Raw genomic sequence first — 19,700 nt, forward strand, 5'->3', positions numbered from 1 at the left:
CTAACGCAGACGCGGGCAGCAGGAGGAACAGCATGCGCAAGCTCACCGTCTTCAATCAGATCTCGCTGGACGGTTATTTCTCGGACGGCCACGGCGACATGAGCTGGGCACACAAAGCGGACCCGGAGTGGGGCGCGTTCACCGCGGAGAACGCGCGCGGCGGAGGAGAGCTCGTGTTCGGGCGGGTCACCTACGAGCTCATGGCGAGCTTCTGGCCCACCCGCGCGGCGCTCGAGGCGGCCCCCGCCGTCGCCGAGCGGATGAACAGCCTGCCGAAGGTGGTCTTCTCCAGGACCCTCGACAGCGCGTCGTGGAACAACACGCGGCTCATCAAGGGCGATCTCGCGGCAGAGGTGCGCAAGCTGAAGGCGGAGCCCGGGCCGGACATGGTCGTGATGGGGAGCGGAAGCATCGTCTCCCAGCTGACCGACGCGCGTCTGGTCGACGAGTACCAGATCGTGGTGAACGCGCTCGTCCTCGGCAGCGGAAGGACGCTGTTCGAGGGGGTCAAGGAGAGGGCGGACCTCCGGCTGAAGAAGACGCGCAGCTTCAGCAACGGGAACGTCGTGCTCTGGTACGAAGCGACTGTGTGACAGGGCCTGACGGAGGCGCGCTGCGGCCTCTCCAGCCGGCACCGTCCTTGAGCCGGGCGGAGCAGCTAGCCGGCCAGCGACTCCGTCTGCGCTGCTGCGACCCACTCCGCGAGGCCAGGGTGCCGCCACATCGTCTCGGCGTACGCTGCCGCGGCGCCCGCGAGCGGGACGGCGTACGTGCGGAAGCGCGTGACCACCGGCGCGAACATGGCATCGGCGATCGTGAAATGCCCGAAGAGGTACTCCCCCTTCTGGCCGTGGGCCCGCCGGCACTCGGTCCAGATCGACGTCACACGGTCGATGTCCGCGTCCACCGCGGCGTCGCGCGCGATCGGGGCGATCTCCCGGCGGAGATCCATGGACATCGCGTTGCGGAGCGCGGTGAACCCGGAGTGCATCTCGCTCGACACCGACCGGGCGAGCGCGCGCGCCGCACGATCGCCCGGCCAGAGCCGCGCCTCGGGGAAGAGCTCGGCGACATACTCGCAGATCGCGAGGGAGTCCCAGAGGACAAGGTCACCGTGCCGCAGCGCCGGCACGCGCCCCGAGGGGGAGCGCCGGAGGAGCGCCTCGCGCGACCCGGGCTGGTAAAGGGCGATGACCTCCTCCGTGAACGGAGCGCCGGTGTGCTTCAGCGCGAGCCAGGCGCGGAGCGACCAGGTCGAATACGTCTTCGTACCAAGATACAGCACCAGCGGTTCCATGACACCTCCCGTCGGCTCGCCGTCGGACGACGAACGCGCCGGTTTCTAACTCAGGCGCTGGCGTATGTCTCGTCCGATCTCACGGTAACCTGGGCGTCGCCCACGAGCTGACCGAAGTCCATCTTCAGGACGCGATCCGCCAGCCCGAAGTACTTGTCGTCGTGGCTGATGACGAGGATCGTCTTGCCGCTGGCCCTGAGCTCCGGGAGGATCTGGCGGTAGAAGACGTCCTTGAACACCGGATCCTGGTCCGCCGCCCACTCGTCGAACAGGTAGACCGGCCGGTCTTCCAGGTAGGCCGTGAGCAGCGCGAGGCGCTTTCTCTGCCCCTGCGACAGCGAGGTCGTGGAGAGCACGCCGCCCTCGACAGAGACCTTGTGGTCGAGCTGGAGGCGAGAGAGGTAACCCCGCGCGCGCTGGGTGAGCTCGGGAGAGTCGAGCCCGATCAGGCTCTCGAACAGGTGGAAGTCGAAGAACACCACCGAGAAGAGCTCCCGGTACGCCTGCCGGTTCCTGTCGGTGACCGGCTCGCCGTCGAGCCGGATCTGGCCCGACTCGGGCGCGTAAAGGCCCGCGATCAGCTTCGCGAGGGTCGTCTTGCCGCTGCCGTTGCCTCCGACGAGGAAGATGAGCTCGCCGCGCCGCACGCTGAGGTGGATGGGGCCCAGCGTGAAGGTGTCGTCCTTTCCCTCGGATCTGTAGGCGTGCGTGACCCCGGCGAGCTCCAGCCGTTTCCACCGCTCGGGGAGCGGGGCCCCTGCCTCTGCCCCGCTCGCCTCGACCCGGAGGCTCGCGCCGAGGTCCTCGACCTTCTGCACGGCGATGCCCGCGCGGCTCAGGGCCGGGAGCGCGCCGATGAGGACCTGCATGGGCGTCATCAGGTAGAGCAGGACGAGGGCGTAGCCGATCGACGCCTCGGAGCTCGCCTCCTGGAAGAGCGGCACGACGAAGAGCGTCACGCCGATGATGGTGAACACCATCCCCTGTCCCCACCCGTTCGCGGCGGTGAGCGCGACCATGCCGCGCAGGTTGCTCGCCTGGACGACGCCGGCCTCCCCCTCGAGCGACGTCGCGAGGAACGCCTCGCGGCGCCGCGCGTGGAGCTTCAGCTCCTTCACGCCGCGCGTGAGCGCGCGGAAGGTCTTCATCAGCTCCTCGGTCGCCTCGCGCGCGCGGCGGAAGTGCCGTGTCGCCCGGCTCATCGGGAGCTGATACCCGACGATCCCAAGGACGATGAGCGCCAGCACCGAGGCCAGCATGACAGGAGACATCCACCCCATGTAGAGCAGGCCTCCGACCACGATGACCAGGTTGATGCAGACGATGGGGATCTGCATCAGCGCCGTGGTGATCACGGGGACGTCGTCCGTGAGCGCAGTCAGCGCCCGTGACGGGCCGATCTCCTCGATCTGGCGGAGCGGCGCGCCGAGGATCTTCCGGCAGATCTTCACCCGGAGATCGAAGAGCGCCCCCTGGCTGAGGCGCGTGAGCAGGATCTCCGAGTGGTAGCGGGCGAACGGGAGCAGCAGGCACACCGCGGCGAAGCTCCACATCACCGCGCCGCGCTTGCGCTGCAGCGCCTCGTTGATCAGCACGAGGAGCGCCGTGTTGCAGGCGCCGCAGAGCGCCCCCGCGAGGATCGCGAGGACGAGGATCCGCCGGGAGTAGCCGGCGACGAACGCGAGGAGCTTCATGGATGCTCGGTGGTGGTGGGGCGCTCTCCTCGCGCCGACGGGCCGCGGGCGGCCGCGACAAGGATCTGGCCGAGCGATATCCCGCCGTCGTTCGGCGGGACCAGCCGGTGGCAATACGGGGTGAGCCCCTCGCTCTTCAGGCGTCGGAGCGCGTTGATCAGGATGAACTCGTTCATGAAGACTCCGCCGCTCATGACCACGCGGCGCACGTCGAACTTATCGGCCAGGCGCAGGCACACCGCGGCGATCACGTCCACGATCGTCGAGTGGAACCGGCGGCTGAGGTGCGCGGGCGTGGCGTCCGGCTGGTCGAGCGCGCGCAGGAGATCCCGGACGAGAGGCCGGTAGTCGACCACGAGGCGGCCGTCCCGCTCGTCTATCCCGTACTGGAGCGGCGGCGCCGTCCCGAAGTCCCTGTCGAGCAGCGCCTCCATCTCGATGGCGGCCTGCGCCTCGTACTCGACCTCGTGGCAGATGCGGAGGAGCGAGGACACGCCGTCGAACAGCCGGCCCATGCTCGTCGTGGCCGTCGCGTTCAGCCTCCGCTGCGCCATCTTCACGAAGACGTCGCGGCGCTCCTCCGCGATATCCATGAACGCCGGGACGCGGATCCCGCCGAGCTCGTCCCCGAACGTCTCCACGAGCAGCGAGATCGCGACGCGGATGGGCTCCTTGACCGCTTTGTCGCCGCCGAGGAGGTACATCGGCCGGAGGTGGCCGGCGCGCACGAATTCACGGTAGTCGCCGACCAGGAACTCGCCGCCCCAGATGGTGTCGTCGAGGCCGTAGCCGGAGCCGTCGAAGATGACGCCGATCACCCGCTCGTTCAGCCCGTTCTCGGCCATGCAAGCGGCCATGTGGGCGTGGTGGTGCTGCACCGTCGCGACCTCCGCGCCGGCCTGGCGCTTCGCCGCCCGCGTGGAGCGGAACGCCGGGTGCATATCGCAAGCGACCGTGTCCGTCTGCACGGACAGGAGCCGCTGGACGTGCGACGAACAGTCGATGTGCGCGCCGAACGTCGCGTCGTTCTTGAGATCGCCGATGTGCTGGCTGATGAAGACCTGGTTGTCCTTGCCGACGGCGACGGTGGTCTTCAGCTCGCCGCCGAGGGCGACGACCGCGCCGACGTCCTGCGGGAGGTGGATCGGATACGGCGCATAGCCGCGCGAGCGGCGGATGAACGAGACGAGCGGCGCGTCGAGCCCCTCCGCCTCCGTGAGCCGGACGACGGAGTCGTCGACCCGGGTGCGGATATCGCGGTCGTGCAGGACGAAGTAATCCGCGATGTCGCGCAGCTGCGAGAGCGCCGTGTCGTTGTCGAACGCGATGGGGTGTCCGGAGAGGTTCCCGCTCGTCATGACGAGGACGTCGAGCGCCGGGTCCTCGAGCAGGAGGTAGTGCAGCGGCGTCGAGGGCAGCATGACGCCGAAGCTCGGGTTCCTCGGCGCGATCGCCTCGGACAGGGCGCCTGGCCGCCTGCGCAGGAGCACGATGGGGCGCTGCCGGCTCTCGAGCAGCGCCCGCTCCGGGTCGCTGAGCGAGACATGGCGGCTCGCCGCCTCGGCGTCGGCCACCATGATCGCGAACGGCTTGGCGTCGCGGCGCTTGCGCCGGCGGAGCTCCCGCACCGCCGCCTCGTTGCGCGCGTCCGCGACGAGGTGGAAGCCGCCGAGGCTCTTCACAGCGAAGAGCGCGCCCTCGCGGAGCCGCTCGATGGCGAAGCGCACCGGATCGTCCGCCTCGATCGGCGCGCCGAGCCGATCGGTGAGCGTGAGCCGGGGGCCGCATACGGGGCACGCGTTCGGCTGCGCGTGGTAGCGCCGATCCTCGATGTCCTCGTACTCGTGCGCGCAGGCGGGGCACATCGGGAAGCTCTTCATCGTGGTCTGCGGCCGGTCGTACGGCATGTCGCAGATGATCGAGTAGCGCGGCCCGCAATGCGTGCAGTTGATGAACGGGTAGCGGTGACGGCGGTTCGAAGGGTCCCTGAGCTCACGCAGGCACTCGGCGCAGACGTCCGAGTCGGGCGGGATGAGCGTGTCGGTGCTGCGCAGATCCACGCTGCCGCGGATCTGGAAGTCGTCGTATCGAGGGGCGGGCTCGGCGAGCGCCTCCTCGCGGACGCCCGTGATCCGGGCGAGCGGCGGCGGCGACTCGACGAGCGCGCGCAGGAACGCCTGGATCGCCTCGTCGCCGGCCTGCAGCTCGAGCAGCACGCCGCGGGAGTCGTTGAGGACCCAGCCGCGCGCCCCGACGGCGCGGGCGAGCCGGTGCACGAAGGGCCGGAAGCCGACGCCCTGGACGATGCCCGAGACCCGGAATCGGCGGGTCACGATCACCGGCCGCGCGTCAGCAGAGTCGGGGGAGTTCGGCTCCATAAAGCTCCTCGAGCAGGGTTTGAGTCCCATCGGGCTCGGTCATGGACACGACGGGCTCCGTCGCGGCCTTGACCTCCCCGATGACCGCCGCGTTGCGGCCGTAGGGGTGCGCGCGGAGGATCCCGAGCACGTCACCCGCCTTGTCCGCCTCGACGAACAGGCAGAGGCACCCCTCGTTGGCGAGGTGGATGAGGTTGATGCCGAGCATGTCGGCCGCCATGACGGCCTCCGGCAGCACGGGCAGCGCCGCGCGCGCGAAGGAGAGCTCGGCGCCCGACGCGCGGGCGAACTCGTGGAGGACGGCGCACAGGCCGCCGCGCGTCACGTCGCGGATGGCCGCCACGGCGCCCTGGGGCACGCCCTTGAGGACCGCGTCGATGAGCCCGTTGAGCGGCGCGCAGTCGCTCTGCACCCGCTTCTCGAAGCCGAGCCCCTCGCGCACGGAGAGCAGGTGGATCGAGTGGTTGCCGAGATACCCGCTCACGATGATCTTGTGCCCCGGCCGCACGGCGCGGCTCACGAGCGGCGGGCGCTCGAAGACGCCCACGCCGGTCGTGTTCATGAAGAGCCGGTCTGCCTCGCCCTTGCCGACGACCTTGGTGTCGCCGGCGACGATCTTCACGCCGGCCTCCCTGGCCGCGTCGCGCGCCGACTCGAGGGCTCGGACGAGCAGGGGGATCGGGAAGCCCGTCTCGATGATGAGGCCCAGGGTCAGGTAGAGGGGCCTCGCGCCGCTGACCGCGAGATCGTTGACGGTGCCGCAGACGGCGACCTTGCCGATATCGCCGTTGCCGAAGAACAGCGGCGTGACCACGAACGAGTCCGTGGTGACGGCGATCCGGTTGGTGGGCACCTCCAGGATCGCGCTGTCCTCCATCGCGCCGATGTACGTGTCGCCGAGCGTCGCGGCGATCCGCTCGACGAGCTCCCGGCTCAGGCGGGCGCCCGTCCCGTGGTCGAGGACGACCTCTTCGTTCTCTTTCGCGTGTTCTTTCGTCATGTGAGGCTCCAGCGTTGGCACCGCAGAGCTGCGGTGAGGGTCGAGAAAGAGACGAGGCCGCCCGGCTCCGCGGCCTCGTCGTGCCGTGTCAGCCGAGCAGCTCTTCCCGGCTCGGCAGGTCGTCGCTCTGGCGCAGGCGCTTGATGATCTCCGCGCCGGGGGCGATCGCCGCGCAGTACGACGCCATCCACTCGAGGGAGCGCTTCTTGTCCTCCTCCTTGAGGGAGAACACGCCATCCTCGGGGACCCACACCTTGTACCCGCGGAAGAAGCCGTCCGCCGCCGTGGTCTGCACGCAGATCTGGGTCTGGATGCCCGTGACGAGGATCGTCTTGACGCCGAGCTCCTTCAGCTTGTCGTCGAGCGGCGTCTCGTAGAACCCGCTGTCGCGGTGCTTGACCATCACGATGTCGGACGGATGGACGAAGTCCTTGATCAGCTCGGCGTTGGGAGTGCCCTTGATCGCCGGGATCTCCTTCCCGCGGAAGCGGCGCTGGATCTGGGGATCGGCCGGATCGTTGATGAGCTGGAGGTGGACGACGACGTGCCCCAGGGCGCGGATGGCGCCGAGGAACATGTTGAACTGCGGCGCCACCCTGGAGAGGAGCTCGCGACCTCCCGGCATCTTGTCGATGAACTCGTACTGAAGGTCGTTGGTGAGCACTGCGATGTTGGGCATGATGATCCTCTTGGATTCGGTTGATGGATTCGAGACGAGTCAGTCAAAGGCCCTTGCCTGGCAACGAGCGCGGCAGGGCGGCGAAGCGCGGCGGCGCGGGCGCCGATCACCCCGGCGGCCGGGCGGCTCCGGCGCCTTCGCGCGGGGCGCCGGGGTCCGCCTCGAGCAGCGCGGCCCGGATGCGCTCGGCGAGCGCGCCGACGTGCGGCTTTCGGAGCAGCGTGTAGTGGTCGCCGGCCGCGACGTGGCTCCGCAGGCCGGGGGCCCACTTCGCCCACGCGGGGCGCGGATCCCTGCGCGGCGAGGCCTCGGCGCGGAAGAGCTCGACCCGGGCCGAGACCTCGCCGGGGGCGTAGCGCGCGAGCAGCGCCGCGTTCCGCTGGAACGCGTCGAGCAGGGCATCCAGCTCGCCGAGCGTCGTCCCGCGGGGCAGCGCGCCGAGCTCCTGCGCGCGCGCTAGCAGCCACGCGGCGTCGGCCGCGCCGCCGTCCGGCCCGGCGAGCGCCGCGGCGGCCGGCGCGCCCGCGATCCGCGCGAGATCCGCGGCGAACTGAGCGATCGGCGGGAGGTCGTCGCCGGGCTCGTCGAACGGGGGGAGGTACGCGTCCACGAGGACGACGGCGGCCACGCTGCGCCCGCCGCGCTCGAGGACGCGCGCCATCTCGAACGCCACCACGCCGCCCATCGACCAGCCGCCGAGCAGGTACGGCCCCTCGGGCTGGACGCGGCGGAGCTCCTCGCAGTACGCCTCGGCCATCTCACCGACGCTGGCGAGCGGACGCGGGGGGGTCTCCAGCCCGAACGCCTGGATGCCGTAGAAGGGACGATCCCGCCCGAGCTCGCGCGCGAGATCCGCGTAGCAGAGGACGTTGCCGCCGATGGGGTGAACGAAGAAGAGCGGCGCGCGGGCGCCCCCTTCGTGGAGCGGGACCACGACGGAGGCGCGGCCCCGCGGCGCTCCCCGATCCTCGCGCAGGAGCGCCGCGAGGCCCTCCACGGTCGGCGCGCGGAACAGGCTGGTGAGCGGCAGATCGCGGCCGAAGCGCCCGCGGATCTCGGCCATGAGCCGCACCGCGAGCAGCGAGTGCCCGCCGAGCGAGAAGAAGTCGTCGGTCACGCCGACGCCGACCTCGCCGAGGAGCTCCTCGAACAGCGCGCAGAGCTCGAGCTCGAGCCCGGTCCTCGGCGGGACGCGCGCTCCGCCCGCGAGCGCGGCGAGCGCCGCGGGCACGGAGGCGGCGAGCGCCCGGCGATCGATCTTGCCGCTCGGGGTCTGCGGCCACCGCTCGACAGGCGCGATGACCGGCGGGACCATGTAGTCGGGCAGCCGATCGGACAGGTACCCGCGCAGCGCGTCGCTCGCCGCGGCGCGCCCGCCGCGCGGGATGAAGAAGGCCGCGAGCCGCACGTCGCCCGGGGCGTGCTCCCGGGTGACCACCGCCGCCTCGGTCACGTCGGGGTGCGACGCGAGCACCGCCTCGATCTCGCCGAGCTCGATGCGGAAGCCCCGGATCTTGACCTGCTCGTCGAGCCGGCCGAGGAAGTCGATCTCGCCGCTCGGCAGCCACCGCACGAGATCGCCCGTGCGGTAGAGCCGCGCCCCCTGCGCCTCGGGGAACGCCGCGCGCACGAAGCGCGCCGCGGTGAGGTCGTCGCGGTTCAGGTAGCCCCGCGCGAGGCCGATCCCGCCGATGTGGAGCTCGCCGGGGATGCCGACGGGCGCCGGCTGGCCCCGCGGGTCGAGCACGTACGTCTGCGTGTTCGGCAGCGGGCGACCGATCGTGGGCCGCGCGACGTCGGGCGCGTACTCGGCCGCGGTCGCGAGCACCGTCGCCTCGGTGGGGCCGTACCCGTTGACGAACCGCCGGCCGCGCGCCCACCGCCGCGGCAGCTCCGCGGGGCACACCTCGCCGGCAACGCACAGCACGCGCAGGTCCGGGAGCGTGTCGAAGCCGACCGCCATGAGCGCCGAGGGGGTCAGCGACGCCACCTGGATCCGCTGCTCGCGCAGGAGGTCGACGAGCCCGGGCCCGGGCATCAGCGCCTCGGCGCGCGCGAGGCACACGACGCCGCCCGCGGAGAGCGGCACGAAGATCTCCATCACGGAGACGTCGAAGCTCAGCCGGGTGAACTGGAGGACGCGGGTCCCCGGCTCGACGCCGAGCAGCTTGCGCTGCGCCACGGCGAAGGCGGAGAGCGAGCGGTGCTCGATGAGCACCCCCTTCGGGCGCCCTGTCGAGCCGGAGGTATAGATGACGTACGCGAGGTCCTCGGGGAGCGACCCGGCGTCGGGGGCGTCGGTCCGCTCGTGCGGGAAGGCGGGCTCGCTCTCCCCGAGCCGCACGACAGGCGGCAGCGCCGCGGGCAGCGCGGCGAGGAGCTCCGGCTGGGCGATGAGCAGCGCGGGGCGCGCGTCCTCGATCATGAAGGCGAGCCGCTCGCGCGGGTACGTCGGGTCGAGCGGCACGTACGCGCCGCCGGCCTTGAGCACCGCGAGGAGCGCGACGATCATGTTGGGCGAGCGCGGCAGGCACACGCCGACCAGCGCGCCGCGCCGCACGCCGCGGGCGCGGAGGTGGTGCGCGAGCTGGTTGGCCCGGCGGTCGAGCTCGCCGTAGCTCACCGTCGCCCCCTCGAAGAGGAGCGCGGCCCGCCCGGGCGCCTCCGTGGCCTGCGCCTCGAACAGGCGGTGCGCGCACGCGGCCTCCGGGGCGGGCTGCGCCGATCGGCCCCCGCTGAACGCGTGCACCACGAGGTCGCGCTCGTCGCGCCCGAGCAGCGGCAGGTCGCCGACGCGCAGATCGGGCTGCGCGGCGCTCGCCGCGAGCAGCGCCTCGAGGTGGCCCCGCCAGCGCTCGATCGTGGCCCTGTCGAACAGGTCGGCGCTGAACTCGATGCCGCCGGAGACGGCCTTGTCGTCCTCCTCCAGCGCGAGCAGGAGGTCGAACTTCGCTGTCGCCGTGTCGACCTCGAACGGCGAGGCGTCGAGGTCGCCGAGCCTCCGCGGGCGCTCCGGCGCGCCCTGGAACGCGAAGGCCGCCTGGAAGAGCGGGGTGCGGCCGAGGTCGCGCTTGACCTGAAGGGCGTCCACGACCTGCTCGAACGGGACGTCCTGGTGCTCTTGGGCCTCGAGCGTCGCCTGCCGGACCCGCCGCACGAGCTCGACGAACGTGGGGTCGTCGTCGACGCGGACGCGCAGGACGAGCAGGTTCACGAAGAAGCCGACGAGCGGCTCCATCTCGACCTGCGTGCGGCCGCTGACCGGCGAGCCGACGGCCACGCCGGCGCGGCCCGTGTAGCGGTGCAGGAGGGCGACGAAGCCGGCGAGGAGCACCATGAACATCGTCGCGCCCTCGCGCCTGCCGAGCGCGCGGAGGGCCTCGACGAGCGGCGCGGGCAGGCTCACCGGGACGGTGTCGCCGCGGTGGGAGAGGGCGCTGCCGCGCGGCCTGTCGGTGGGGAGCTCGAGCGGCTCCAGGTCGGACAGCTGCCGCTTCCAGTATTCGAGCTGCTCCCGCCACGCGTCGGCCTGGGCGCGCTGCCAGATCGCGACGTCGGCGTATTGCACCTGGAGGGGCGGCAGATCCGGCGCGTGGCCAGCCCGCGCGGCCTCGTAGAAAGCGGACAGATCGCGGAACAGGACGGGGATCGAGCCGCCGTCGCAGGCGATGTGGTGCGCCGTGACGAGCAGCACGTGCGCCTCGTCGGAGAGGCGGATCAGCGCCGCGCGGATCGGCAGGCCCGAGGCGAGATTGAACGGCCGGCGCGCCTCGTCCTCCGCGGCGCGCTGCGCTGCCCGGTCCCGCTCGTGCCGGGGGACGGCGGACAGGTCGACGAGCCGCAGCTCGAGGCGCGCCTCGGGGAGCACGACCTGGAACGGCTGGCCGTCGCGCGCCTCGATCCGGGTGCGCAGCGCCTCGTGGCGCGCGACCAGCCGATCGAGGCTCCGCTCCAGGGCGGCGCGGTCGAGCGGCCCGCGGAGCAGCACCCCGATCGGCATGTTGTAGACCGCCGTGCCCGGCTGGAGCGCCTCGATGAACCAGAGGCGCTGCTGGGCGTGGGACAGCGGCGCGTCGCCGCCGCGGGGCGCCGGGCGGAGCGGCTCGGGCGCGCCGCGGCGCCCGTCCAGCCTCGCCCTGTCGATGCGCTCGGCGAGGGCCGCGACCGTCGGCGCGTCGAAGGCGGCGCGCAGCGGCAGATCGACGCCGAACAGCCGCCGCGCGCGCGCGATGACCTGGACCGCGAGGAGGGAGTGCCCTCCGAGCGCGAAGAAGTCGTCGGTCGTTCCGATGGCGCCGCGGCCGAGCACCTCGCCCCAGACGCCCGCGAGGGCCTGCTCGGTCGGCGTCGCCGGCGCGCGCCGCGCCTCGCCCGCGATGTCCGGCGCGATCTCCGGGGCGATCTCCGGTCGACTGGGCGCCGGGAGCGCCTTCCTGTCGACCTTGCCGTTGGCGTTGAGCGGCCAGGCGTCGAGCTCGACGAAGGCGGACGGGACGAACGGCTCAGGCAGCCGCTCGGCGACGAGCGCCCGCAGCGCCTGCGCGTCCACCGGCCGCCGGACGAGGAGGTAGGCGACGAGCCAGCGGCCCGAGGGGCCGTCGTCCCGCGCGAGCACGAGCGCCTCGCGCACGTCCGGGTGCGCCGCGAGCGCGGCCTCGGTCTCCGCCGGCTCGACCCGGAAGCCGCGGATCTTCACCTGATGATCGAGCCGCCCGAGGTACTCGAGCTCTCCGCTCGCGAGCCAGCGCGCGCGGTCGCCGGTGCGGTACATCCGCGCGCCGCGGGCCTCCTCGAGCGGGCAGGGGACGAACCGCTCGGCCGTCAGCTCGTCGCGCCCCAGGTAGCCGCGCGCGACGCCCGCGCCGGCGATGTAGAGCTCCCCGGCGACGCCGACGGGCACCGGCTGCAGCCGCGCGTCGAGCACGTAGACTTGGGTGTGGTCGATGGGCCTGCCGATCGTCGGGCGCGCCGCGGCGGTCACTGTCGCGCCTGTCGAGTACGTCGTGGTCTCGCTGGGGCCGTAGAGGTTCAGGAGCCGCTCGACGTGCGGCAGCGCGAGCACGTCGCGCGCGAGCGAGGCGCGGAGCGGCTCGCCGGCGAGGCACACGGTCCGCACCGACCCGGGGATGCCCGACACCGCGAGGAGCGCCGCCGCGGCGGAGGGCACCGTGTTGACGAGCGTGACCTCGTCGCGGCGCCGGTGCGCGGGCAGCGCGAGCGCGTCGTCGGCGAGGACGATCTTGCCGCCCCAGCAGAGCGGGACGACGAGCTCGAAGACCGAGAGATCGAAGCACGTGGACGTGGACGCGAGAACGCCCGCGAGCTCCTGGTCCGAGAACTCCCGCCTGGCCCACCACGCGAGCGCGACGGCCTGGCGGTGCTCGATCACGACGGCCTTGGGCCGGCCCGTCGAGCCGGAGGTGTAGATGAGGTACGCCGCCTGGTCCGGCCGCCCCGCCGGCAGCGCGTCGCGCGGCCCGCCCTGCGCGTCCGCTGCGTCGTCGGCGCCCGCGACGATCTCGTCGAGCAGGAGCACCTCGGCCGACCCTGCCGGCACGAGCCCCGACAGCGCGCTCTCGGTCACGAGCAGGTGCGCCGCAGCGTCCTCCAGGATCACCTGCAGCCGCTGCCGCGGGTAGCCCGGGTCGAGCGGCACGTGGACGCCGCCGGCCTTGAAGATGGCCCAGAGGGCCACGACCATGTCGAGCGTCCGCCGCACGCACAGGCCCACGCGCGTCTCCGGCCGCACGCCGAGCGCGCGCAGCCGCAAGGCGAGCGCGTCGGCGCGGCGGCGGAGCTCGCGGTACGTGAGCTCGCCGGCCTCGGACGCCACGGCCACGGCGTCGGGCGACCGCTCTGCCTGCGCGTCGAAGAGCTCGTGCAGGCACGCGGCGGGCGGCGGCGGCGCGCTCGTCGCGTTCCACGCGATGAGGAGCTCGCGCCGCTCGCCCGCCGTGAGCAGCGGGAGCTCGGCGACCCGCGCCCCCGGGTCCGAGGCCACGGCGCGGAGGATCGTCTCGTAGTGCCCCGCGAGCCGCGCGGCGGTCTCGAGGTCGAACAGATCGAGATCGAACTCGAGGGCGCCCTCGATGGCGTCGCCCGACTCGGTGAGGAAGAGCGTGAGATCGAACCGCGCCCGCTCCACGTCGAGCGGGACCGGCGACGCCTCGACGCCCGGCAGCGTCAGCGCGGGCGGTGGCACGTTCTGGAGCGCGAACATCACCTGGAACAGCGGGTTCCGGCTGAGATCCCGCTCCACGGCGAGCGCGTCGACGACGGCCTCGAACGGCAGATCCTGGTGGGCGTACGCCTCGAGCGCGTCCGCCTTCACGCGGCCGACGAGCTCCGCGAACGTCGGGTCCCCGTCGAGCCGCGCGCGCAGGACAAGGGTGTTGACGAACAGCCCGATGAGCGGCTCGAGCTCGGTCCGCCCGCGGCCGGCCACCGGCGTGCCGACGCAGAAGTCCTGCTGGCCGCTGTACCGGTGGAGCAGCGCCTCGAAGGCGGCGAGGAGCGTCATGAACAGCGTGGCCCCGAGCTCCTGGCTCCGGCGCCGGAGCGCGGCGGCGAGGTCCTGCGGCAGCGCGAACCGGTGCGTGCGCCCGCGCGACGAGCGCGCCGCGGGGCGCGGGCGGTCCGTGGGGAGGTCGAGCGGCGGCGCGCCGTCGAGCCGCCGGCGCCAGATCTCCCGCTCTGCCTGGAGCGCCTCCGGGGTGAGCTCCTGCCGCTGCCACGCGGCGTAGTCGGCGTACTGGACAGGCAGCGGGCGGAGCGCCGGCGCCGCATCTCTCGCGAACGCGATGTAAGCCGCCGTGAGCTCGTGCGCGAGCACGCCGAGCGACCACCCGTCCGAGGCGATGTGGTGGAGCGTGACGACCAGCACGTGCTCGTCGGCCGCGAGCCGGAAGAGCGTCGCGCGCAGGAGCGGCCCCTTCTCCATGTCGAACGGCCTCGCTGCTTCTCGCGATGCGTCGCTTTGTAAAGCCACCTCCCGATCGCCCGCGGGGACCTCCGAGAGGTCGACGAGGGGGAGGGGCCACGCGTCGGGCGTCTGGCCCGCGCCCTGGAAGCGCTGGACAGGGCGGCCGTCGACCGCGTGGATCGTCGCGCGCAGCACCTCGTGCCGCCGCACGACCTCGGCGATCGCGCGCGCGAGCGCCGTGAGGTCGAGCGCGCCGCGCAGGCGGAGCGCCGCGGGCACGTTGTATGTGGCGCTCTCGGGATCGAGCTGATCCAAAAACCACAGCCGCTGCTGCGCGAAGGACAGCGGCGCCTCTTCACCAGCGCCCGCGCGCGGCGCCGGCGAGAGCGGCGCCTGCCCCCGGCGCGCCTCCCCGCGGGTCGACCGCTCGATGTGCGCGGCGAGCCGGGCGATCGTCGGCGCCTCGAAGAGCGACCGGACGCCGACGTCGACGCCGAGCACGTCGCGCAGGCGGGCCGCCGCGCGCGTGGCCGAGAGGGAGTGCCCGCCCATCGCGAAGAAGTCGTCGTGGACGCCGACCCGATCGAGGCCGAGGACGGCGCGCCACACCTCGCCGATCGCCTGTTCCAGGCCGGTCCGCGGCGCCGTCTGCGCCGCGAGCTCGCCCGGGGCGTTCCACGCGGGCGCGGGCAGCGCCTTGCGGTCCACCTTGCCGTTCGCGCTCAGCGGGAGGGCGTCGAGCGCGACGATCGCGGCCGGGATCATGTAGCCCGGCAGGCGCGACGAGAGCTGGTCCTTGAGGGCGCCCGGCTCGAAGGACGGCGCCTCGGGGACCACGTAGGCGACGAGCCGCGGATCCCCCGGCGCGTCCTCGCGGGCGACCACGACGACATCGCGGATCCCGGCGCACCGCGCGATGACCGCCTCGATCTCGCCGAGCTCGATGCGGAAGCCGCGGAGCTTGATCTGGTGATCGATGCGCCCCAGGAACACGAGCTCGCCGCCGGGCAGCCGGCGCACCAGATCGCCCGTCCGGTAGAGGCGCGCCCCCGCCGCTGTGGAGAACGGATCCGGAAGGAACGCCGCCTCCGTGCGCTCCGGGTCGAGGAGGTACCCCCGGCCGACCCCGTCGCCGCCCACGTACAGCTCGCCGGCGACGCCGAGCGGCACGGGCTGCCGCCGTCGATCCAGCACGTAGAGCTGCGTGTTCTGGATCGCGCTGCCGATCGGCACGTACGCCGCGTCCTCCGCCGGGGGCTCGGCGATGACGTGCTGGGCCACGTCGTCCGAGCACTCCGTCGGGCCGTAGGCGTTCATGAGCGGGATCCGCGGGTAGAGCGCGAGCCACCTGCGCGCGAGATCGGGGGGGAGCGCCTCGCCGGTGAGCACGAGCCACCGCAGGCCGTCGAGGCGCGGCCGCCACGCCGGGCGCGCCTCGAGCTCGTCGAGCGCCCCGCGCAGGAGCGACGGCACGATCTCGAGGACGGTGATGCCGAGCTCCCCCACGGCGTCGAGCAGCCTCACGGGATCCGTCGCGATCTCGTCCGGAACGAGGCGGCACGTCCCGCCGGCGAGCAGCGGGGAGAGCAGCTGCCACACCGAGATGTCGAAGGTGATCGGCGCGGTCTGCGCGACGACGTCCTCGGGCCCGATCCCGAGGGAGCGCACCTTCGCGAAGAGGTGGTTGAGCATCCCCCGGTGCTCGACCATCGCGCCCTTGGGCGCGCCGGTCGATCCGGACGTGAAGATGACGTAGGCGAGGTGCTCCGCGCGCGCGGCCGGAAGCGCCCCGCGCTCCGCCGCGGCGTCGGCGAGCAGCGCGCCGGCCGGGAGCACCTCGATCGCCCCGGCGCCCGCCGCGGCGATCTCGTCCAGCAGCGCGCCCGGGATCGCGGCGCCGGCGAGGAGGGGAGGGCCGCCCGCGCGCGCGAGGATGTCGGCGTTGCGCCGCGCCGGGTGCGCGGGATCGAGCGGCACGTACGCGCCCGCGGCCTTGAAGGCGCCGAGCGCGAGCAGCATGAAGTCGAGGTCGCGCCGCGTCAGCAGGGCGACAAGGCGATCGGGCCCGACGCCGCGCGCCGAGAGCGCCCGCGCCACGCGGTCGGTGGCGCTGTCGAGCTCCGCGTACGAGAGCCGCTGATCGCCGCACGCGACGGCGATCCGCTCCGGCGTCCGGGAGGCCTGCTCCCTGAAGAGATCGTGGAAGCAGGCGTCCCGCGGGAAGGCCGCCGCCGTGTCGTTGCAGCCCGCGATCAGGTAGCGCTCCTCCTCGGGCGGGAGCAGCCGGAGCTCGTCGATCGGGCGGTCCGGCTCCGCCCCGGCCGAGCGAAGGAGCTCCCCGAGGTGGCCCGTCATGCGCTCGATCTCGTCGCGCGCGAAGCGGTCCGCGCGGAACTCCAGCGCGGCGGCGAGCTCGCCGTGGAGGCGCGCCACGCTCAGCCCCAGATCGAACTTCGCCGTGCCCTCCACGGCCCCGTCGGGGGCCCAGAGCACGGGCCGCCACAGCGCCCCCTCGACCTCCGCCGGCGGCTCCGAGGCGCTCTCCAGCACGAAGCTCGCCTGGATCAGCGCGTCCCGCTCCCCGTCCCGCCCCGCTGCCGGGGCCGCGGCGCGCGCGACCTCGTCGAACGGCAGCTCGGCGTGCTCCATCGCCTCGGCCATCGTCCGGCGCACGCGGCGGACGAGCTCGCGGTACGTCGGCCTCCCGCCGAGATCCACGCGCAGGACGACCGTGTTCGCGAAGAAGCCGACGACCCCCTGGTGCTCGGGGCGGCTCCGGTTGGCGACGACGACGCCGATCCCGAGGTCCTCCTGCCCGGTCGTGCGGTGGAGCAGCGCCGCGTAGACGGCGGCCAGCGCGACGAAGAGCGTCGCGTTCTCCGCCCGGGCGACGGCGAGCGCCGCCTCGACTTGCGGCGCGGAGAGCGCGAAGCGGACCGTCCCGCCCGCGAACGGCGACGCCGCCGCTCGCCGGCGCTCGGCGCCCAGCTCGAGCCGCGGCAGCCCCTCGAGCTTCGCCTTCCAGTAGGCGCGCGCCGCGTCCATGCGCGCGAGCGCGGCCCGCTGAGCGCGCGCGTAGTCGGCGTACCCGTACGCGTGCGGCGGCGCGTCCGCGCGGCCGGCGCCGCGCGCGGCGTAGCTCGCGGCGAGATCGCGCACGAGCACCTCGATCGACCGGCCGTCGGTCACGAGGTGGTGCTGCGCGAAGAGGAGCACGTGGTGGCGCTCGCCGAGCGAGACCAGGCACACCCGGAGGAGCGGCCCCTCCTCGAGCGAGAACGGCGCCTGGCCCCACGCCGCGGCGAGCTCGCGCAGGCGCTCCTCGCGCTCCTCGGCGCCCGCGGCGTCGACAACCCGCGCCCGCGCGAGGGGCACCGCCACCTCCGGCAGCACGATCTGCCGGGGCTCCCCGGCGATCTCGCGGAACACCGTGCGCAGCGCCGGGTGCCGGCGGACGACGGCCGCGAGGCCCTCCTCGAGCCGCGCCTCGTCGAGCGCCCCGACGATCCGCGCGCCGAACACCACGTGGTAGAGCGGGCTCTCCGGAGCGAAGCGGCAGAAGAACCACAGGCGGAGCTGGTGCGACGAGAGCTCCGCCGGCTCGCCGTCCGCCGCGGCGGGCGCGGGGGCCGGCCCGGCGGCCGGCGCGTCGACCGCCGCCGAGAGCGCCGCCGAGAGCTCCTCGACCGTCGTCGCCTGCCAGAGCAGCTGCGGCGGCACCGCGGCGCCGAGCAGCTCCTCGAAGCGCGCCTGGAGCTCGACGCTCGCGAGCGAGTCGAGCCCCAGCGCCATCAGCTTCGAGGTCGGGGTGACGCTCCCGAGGTCCACCCGCGCGAGCCGGGCGAGCTCCTCGCGCACCACCTCGACGAGCAGGCCCACCCTCCCCGGGGCGGGCACCGCGCGCAGCGCGAGGCGCAGCACCCGCGCCGGGTCGGCCGCCGCGCGCGCGCCCTCGGCTCCCGCGGGCGCCGGCGCCTCCTGCGCCACGGACACAGCGAGCGTCTCGAGCGTCCCCTCGCGGAAGCCCTGGGCGCACGCGTGCCGCTGGACCTTGCCGCTCGACGTCTTCGGCAGGGTCCGGGGGCGGAGCAGCAGCACCGCGTGCGGCTGCACGTCGTGCTCCCTGGCGACCGCCGAACGCAGCGCCTCCACGACGTCCGGCGGCGGGTCGCCGCCGCGGCCGTCGAGCTCGGCCGCGACGCCGAGCCGCTCTTCACCGCCGACCTCGATCGAGAACGCCGCGCAGCAGCCCGGGCGAACGCGCGGGTGCGCGGCCTCCACCGTCCGCTCGATGTCGTCGGGGTACAGGTTTCGCCCCCGGATGACGATGAGGTCCTTGATGCGCCCGGTGACGAACAGCTCGCCTCCCGAGAGGAAGCCGAGATCCCCCGTCCGCAGGTACGACGCCTCGCCGTCGCCCTGGAGGCGCGCGCCGAACGCGCGCGCCGTCTCCTCGGCGCGGCCCCAGTACCCCCCCGCGACGCTCGGGCCGGCGATCCAGATCTCGCCGATCTGCCCGTCCGCGACGCGCTCTCCGCGCTCCGGCGACACGACGGCGACGCGCGCCCGGGGTGCCCCGGACGACACGAGCCGCCGCGCCCCCGCGGCGGCCGGCTCCACCGGGAGCGAGACCCCTCGCGCGAGCGCGCCGGCGTCGACGCTCACGCCGGTGGGCGGCGCGTCGCGGAGGCCCCCGGAGGCGAACAGCGTCGCCTCTGCGAGCCCGTAGCACGGGTAGAACGCCTCCCGGCGGAAGCCGCAGGGCGCGAACACCGCCGCGAACCGGTCGAGCGTCTCGGCGCGGATCGGCTCCGCGCCGTTGAACGCGACCGTCCACGAGCGGAGGTCGAGCGCCGCCAGATCCTCGCGGGTCGCCTTGCGCGCGCAGAGGTCGTACGCGAAGTTCGGCCCGCCGCTCGTCGTGGCGCGGAAATGGGAGATCGCCTTGAGCCACCGGAGCGGCCTCTCCAGGAACGCGAGCGGCGACATGTGCGTGCACGGAAAGCCGACGAAGATCGGCTGCAGCACGTTCCCGATGAGCCCCATGTCGTGGAAGAGCGGCAGCCACCCCACGCCCGACGAGCCCGCGTCGTGCTCGAAGCCGGCGCGGATGGCGCGCTCGTTGGCGATCACGTTCGCGTGGCTCACCATCACCCCCTTGGGGTGCCCGGTGGAGCCCGACGTGTACTGGAGGAACGCGAGCGTCTCCCCGGAGATGTCCGGCGCGCGCCACGCCGAGGCCGCCCCGGGATCGAGCGCGTCCGTCGCGATCCAGCGGAGCTCCGAGAGCTCGGGCGCCTGCGCCCGGAGGGCCTCCGAGAGGGAGGCGATCAGCCCGGTCGTCAGCACGAACCTCGCGCCGGCGTCGCGGGCGATCGCGCGGAGGCGCGGCAGGGTGCGATCCAGCTGCGCCGGGTTCGGCGGGTACGTCGGGACGGCGACGACGCCGGCGTAGACGCAGCCCATGAACGCCGCGATGAAGTCGAGCCCGGGCGCGTAGAGGAGCAGCGCGCGGTCCGCGGCGGCCCCCGCCGCCTGCAGCGACGCGGCGATGCCCATCGCGCGGAGGTGGAGATCTCGAAACGTCCACTCCTCGGAGCCGCCGTCCACGTCTCCGGTGGTCAGGAACCGAAAGGCGAGGGCGTCGCCCTGGGCCTCCGCGCGCAGCCGGAGGAGATCCACGAGGGTCTCGCAGCGATCCAGACCGCCCAACAACACATCACCGTTCAT

7 protein-coding genes are annotated in these 19,700 nt (G+C 73.5%); 1 reads left to right on the top strand and 6 read right to left on the bottom strand.

Features of this window, described 5'->3' with window-relative positions; all coding sequences use genetic code 11:
- The first annotated feature begins 32 nt into the window (after nucleotides 1–32).
- Nucleotides 33–593 carry a dihydrofolate reductase family protein gene (locus WMF19_RS14100; protein WP_437899595.1) on the top strand — a complete coding sequence of 187 codons (561 nt, stop codon included), beginning with the start codon at nucleotides 33–35 and terminating at the stop codon, nucleotides 591–593.
- Between the two features lie 65 nt (nucleotides 594–658).
- On the opposite strand, the gene WMF19_RS14105 is transcribed toward WMF19_RS14100, so the two are convergent.
- From WMF19_RS14105 to WMF19_RS14130, 6 genes are all read right to left on the bottom strand, one after another.
- Nucleotides 659–1,297 (bottom strand): glutathione S-transferase family protein, encoded by a 639-nt coding sequence (locus tag WMF19_RS14105; protein ID WP_437899596.1) that lies wholly within the window; start codon nucleotides 1,295–1,297, stop codon nucleotides 659–661.
- Between the two features lie 50 nt (nucleotides 1,298–1,347).
- On the bottom strand, nucleotides 1,348–2,991 hold the full coding sequence (locus tag WMF19_RS14110) for a cyclic peptide export ABC transporter (protein WP_437899598.1): 1,644 nt from the start codon (nucleotides 2,989–2,991) through the stop codon (nucleotides 1,348–1,350).
- Entirely contained in the window at nucleotides 2,988–5,369 is a 2,382-nt protein-coding gene (hypF, locus tag WMF19_RS14115) for a carbamoyltransferase HypF (protein ID WP_437899599.1), read from the bottom strand. Before hypF ends, WMF19_RS14110 begins: the two co-directional genes overlap by 4 nt.
- Complete coding sequence (gene hypE / locus WMF19_RS14120; RefSeq protein ID WP_437899600.1) at nucleotides 5,341–6,369, bottom strand: hydrogenase expression/formation protein HypE; 1,029 nt, start codon at nucleotides 6,367–6,369, stop codon at nucleotides 5,341–5,343. The genes hypF and hypE overlap by 29 nt, the downstream gene beginning before the upstream one ends.
- An 88-nt stretch (nucleotides 6,370–6,457) precedes the next feature.
- Nucleotides 6,458–7,048 (bottom strand): cysteine hydrolase family protein, encoded by a 591-nt coding sequence (locus tag WMF19_RS14125; RefSeq protein WP_437329113.1) that lies wholly within the window; start codon nucleotides 7,046–7,048, stop codon nucleotides 6,458–6,460.
- Between the two features lie 106 nt (nucleotides 7,049–7,154).
- Nucleotides 7,155–19,700, bottom strand: coding sequence for an amino acid adenylation domain-containing protein (locus WMF19_RS14130; protein ID WP_437899601.1), 12,546 nt, complete (start codon nucleotides 19,698–19,700; stop codon nucleotides 7,155–7,157).

The organism is Sorangium sp. So ce124, from assembly GCF_051525235.1.
Classification (GTDB): Bacteria; Myxococcota_A; Polyangia; order Polyangiales; family Polyangiaceae; genus Sorangium; species Sorangium atrum.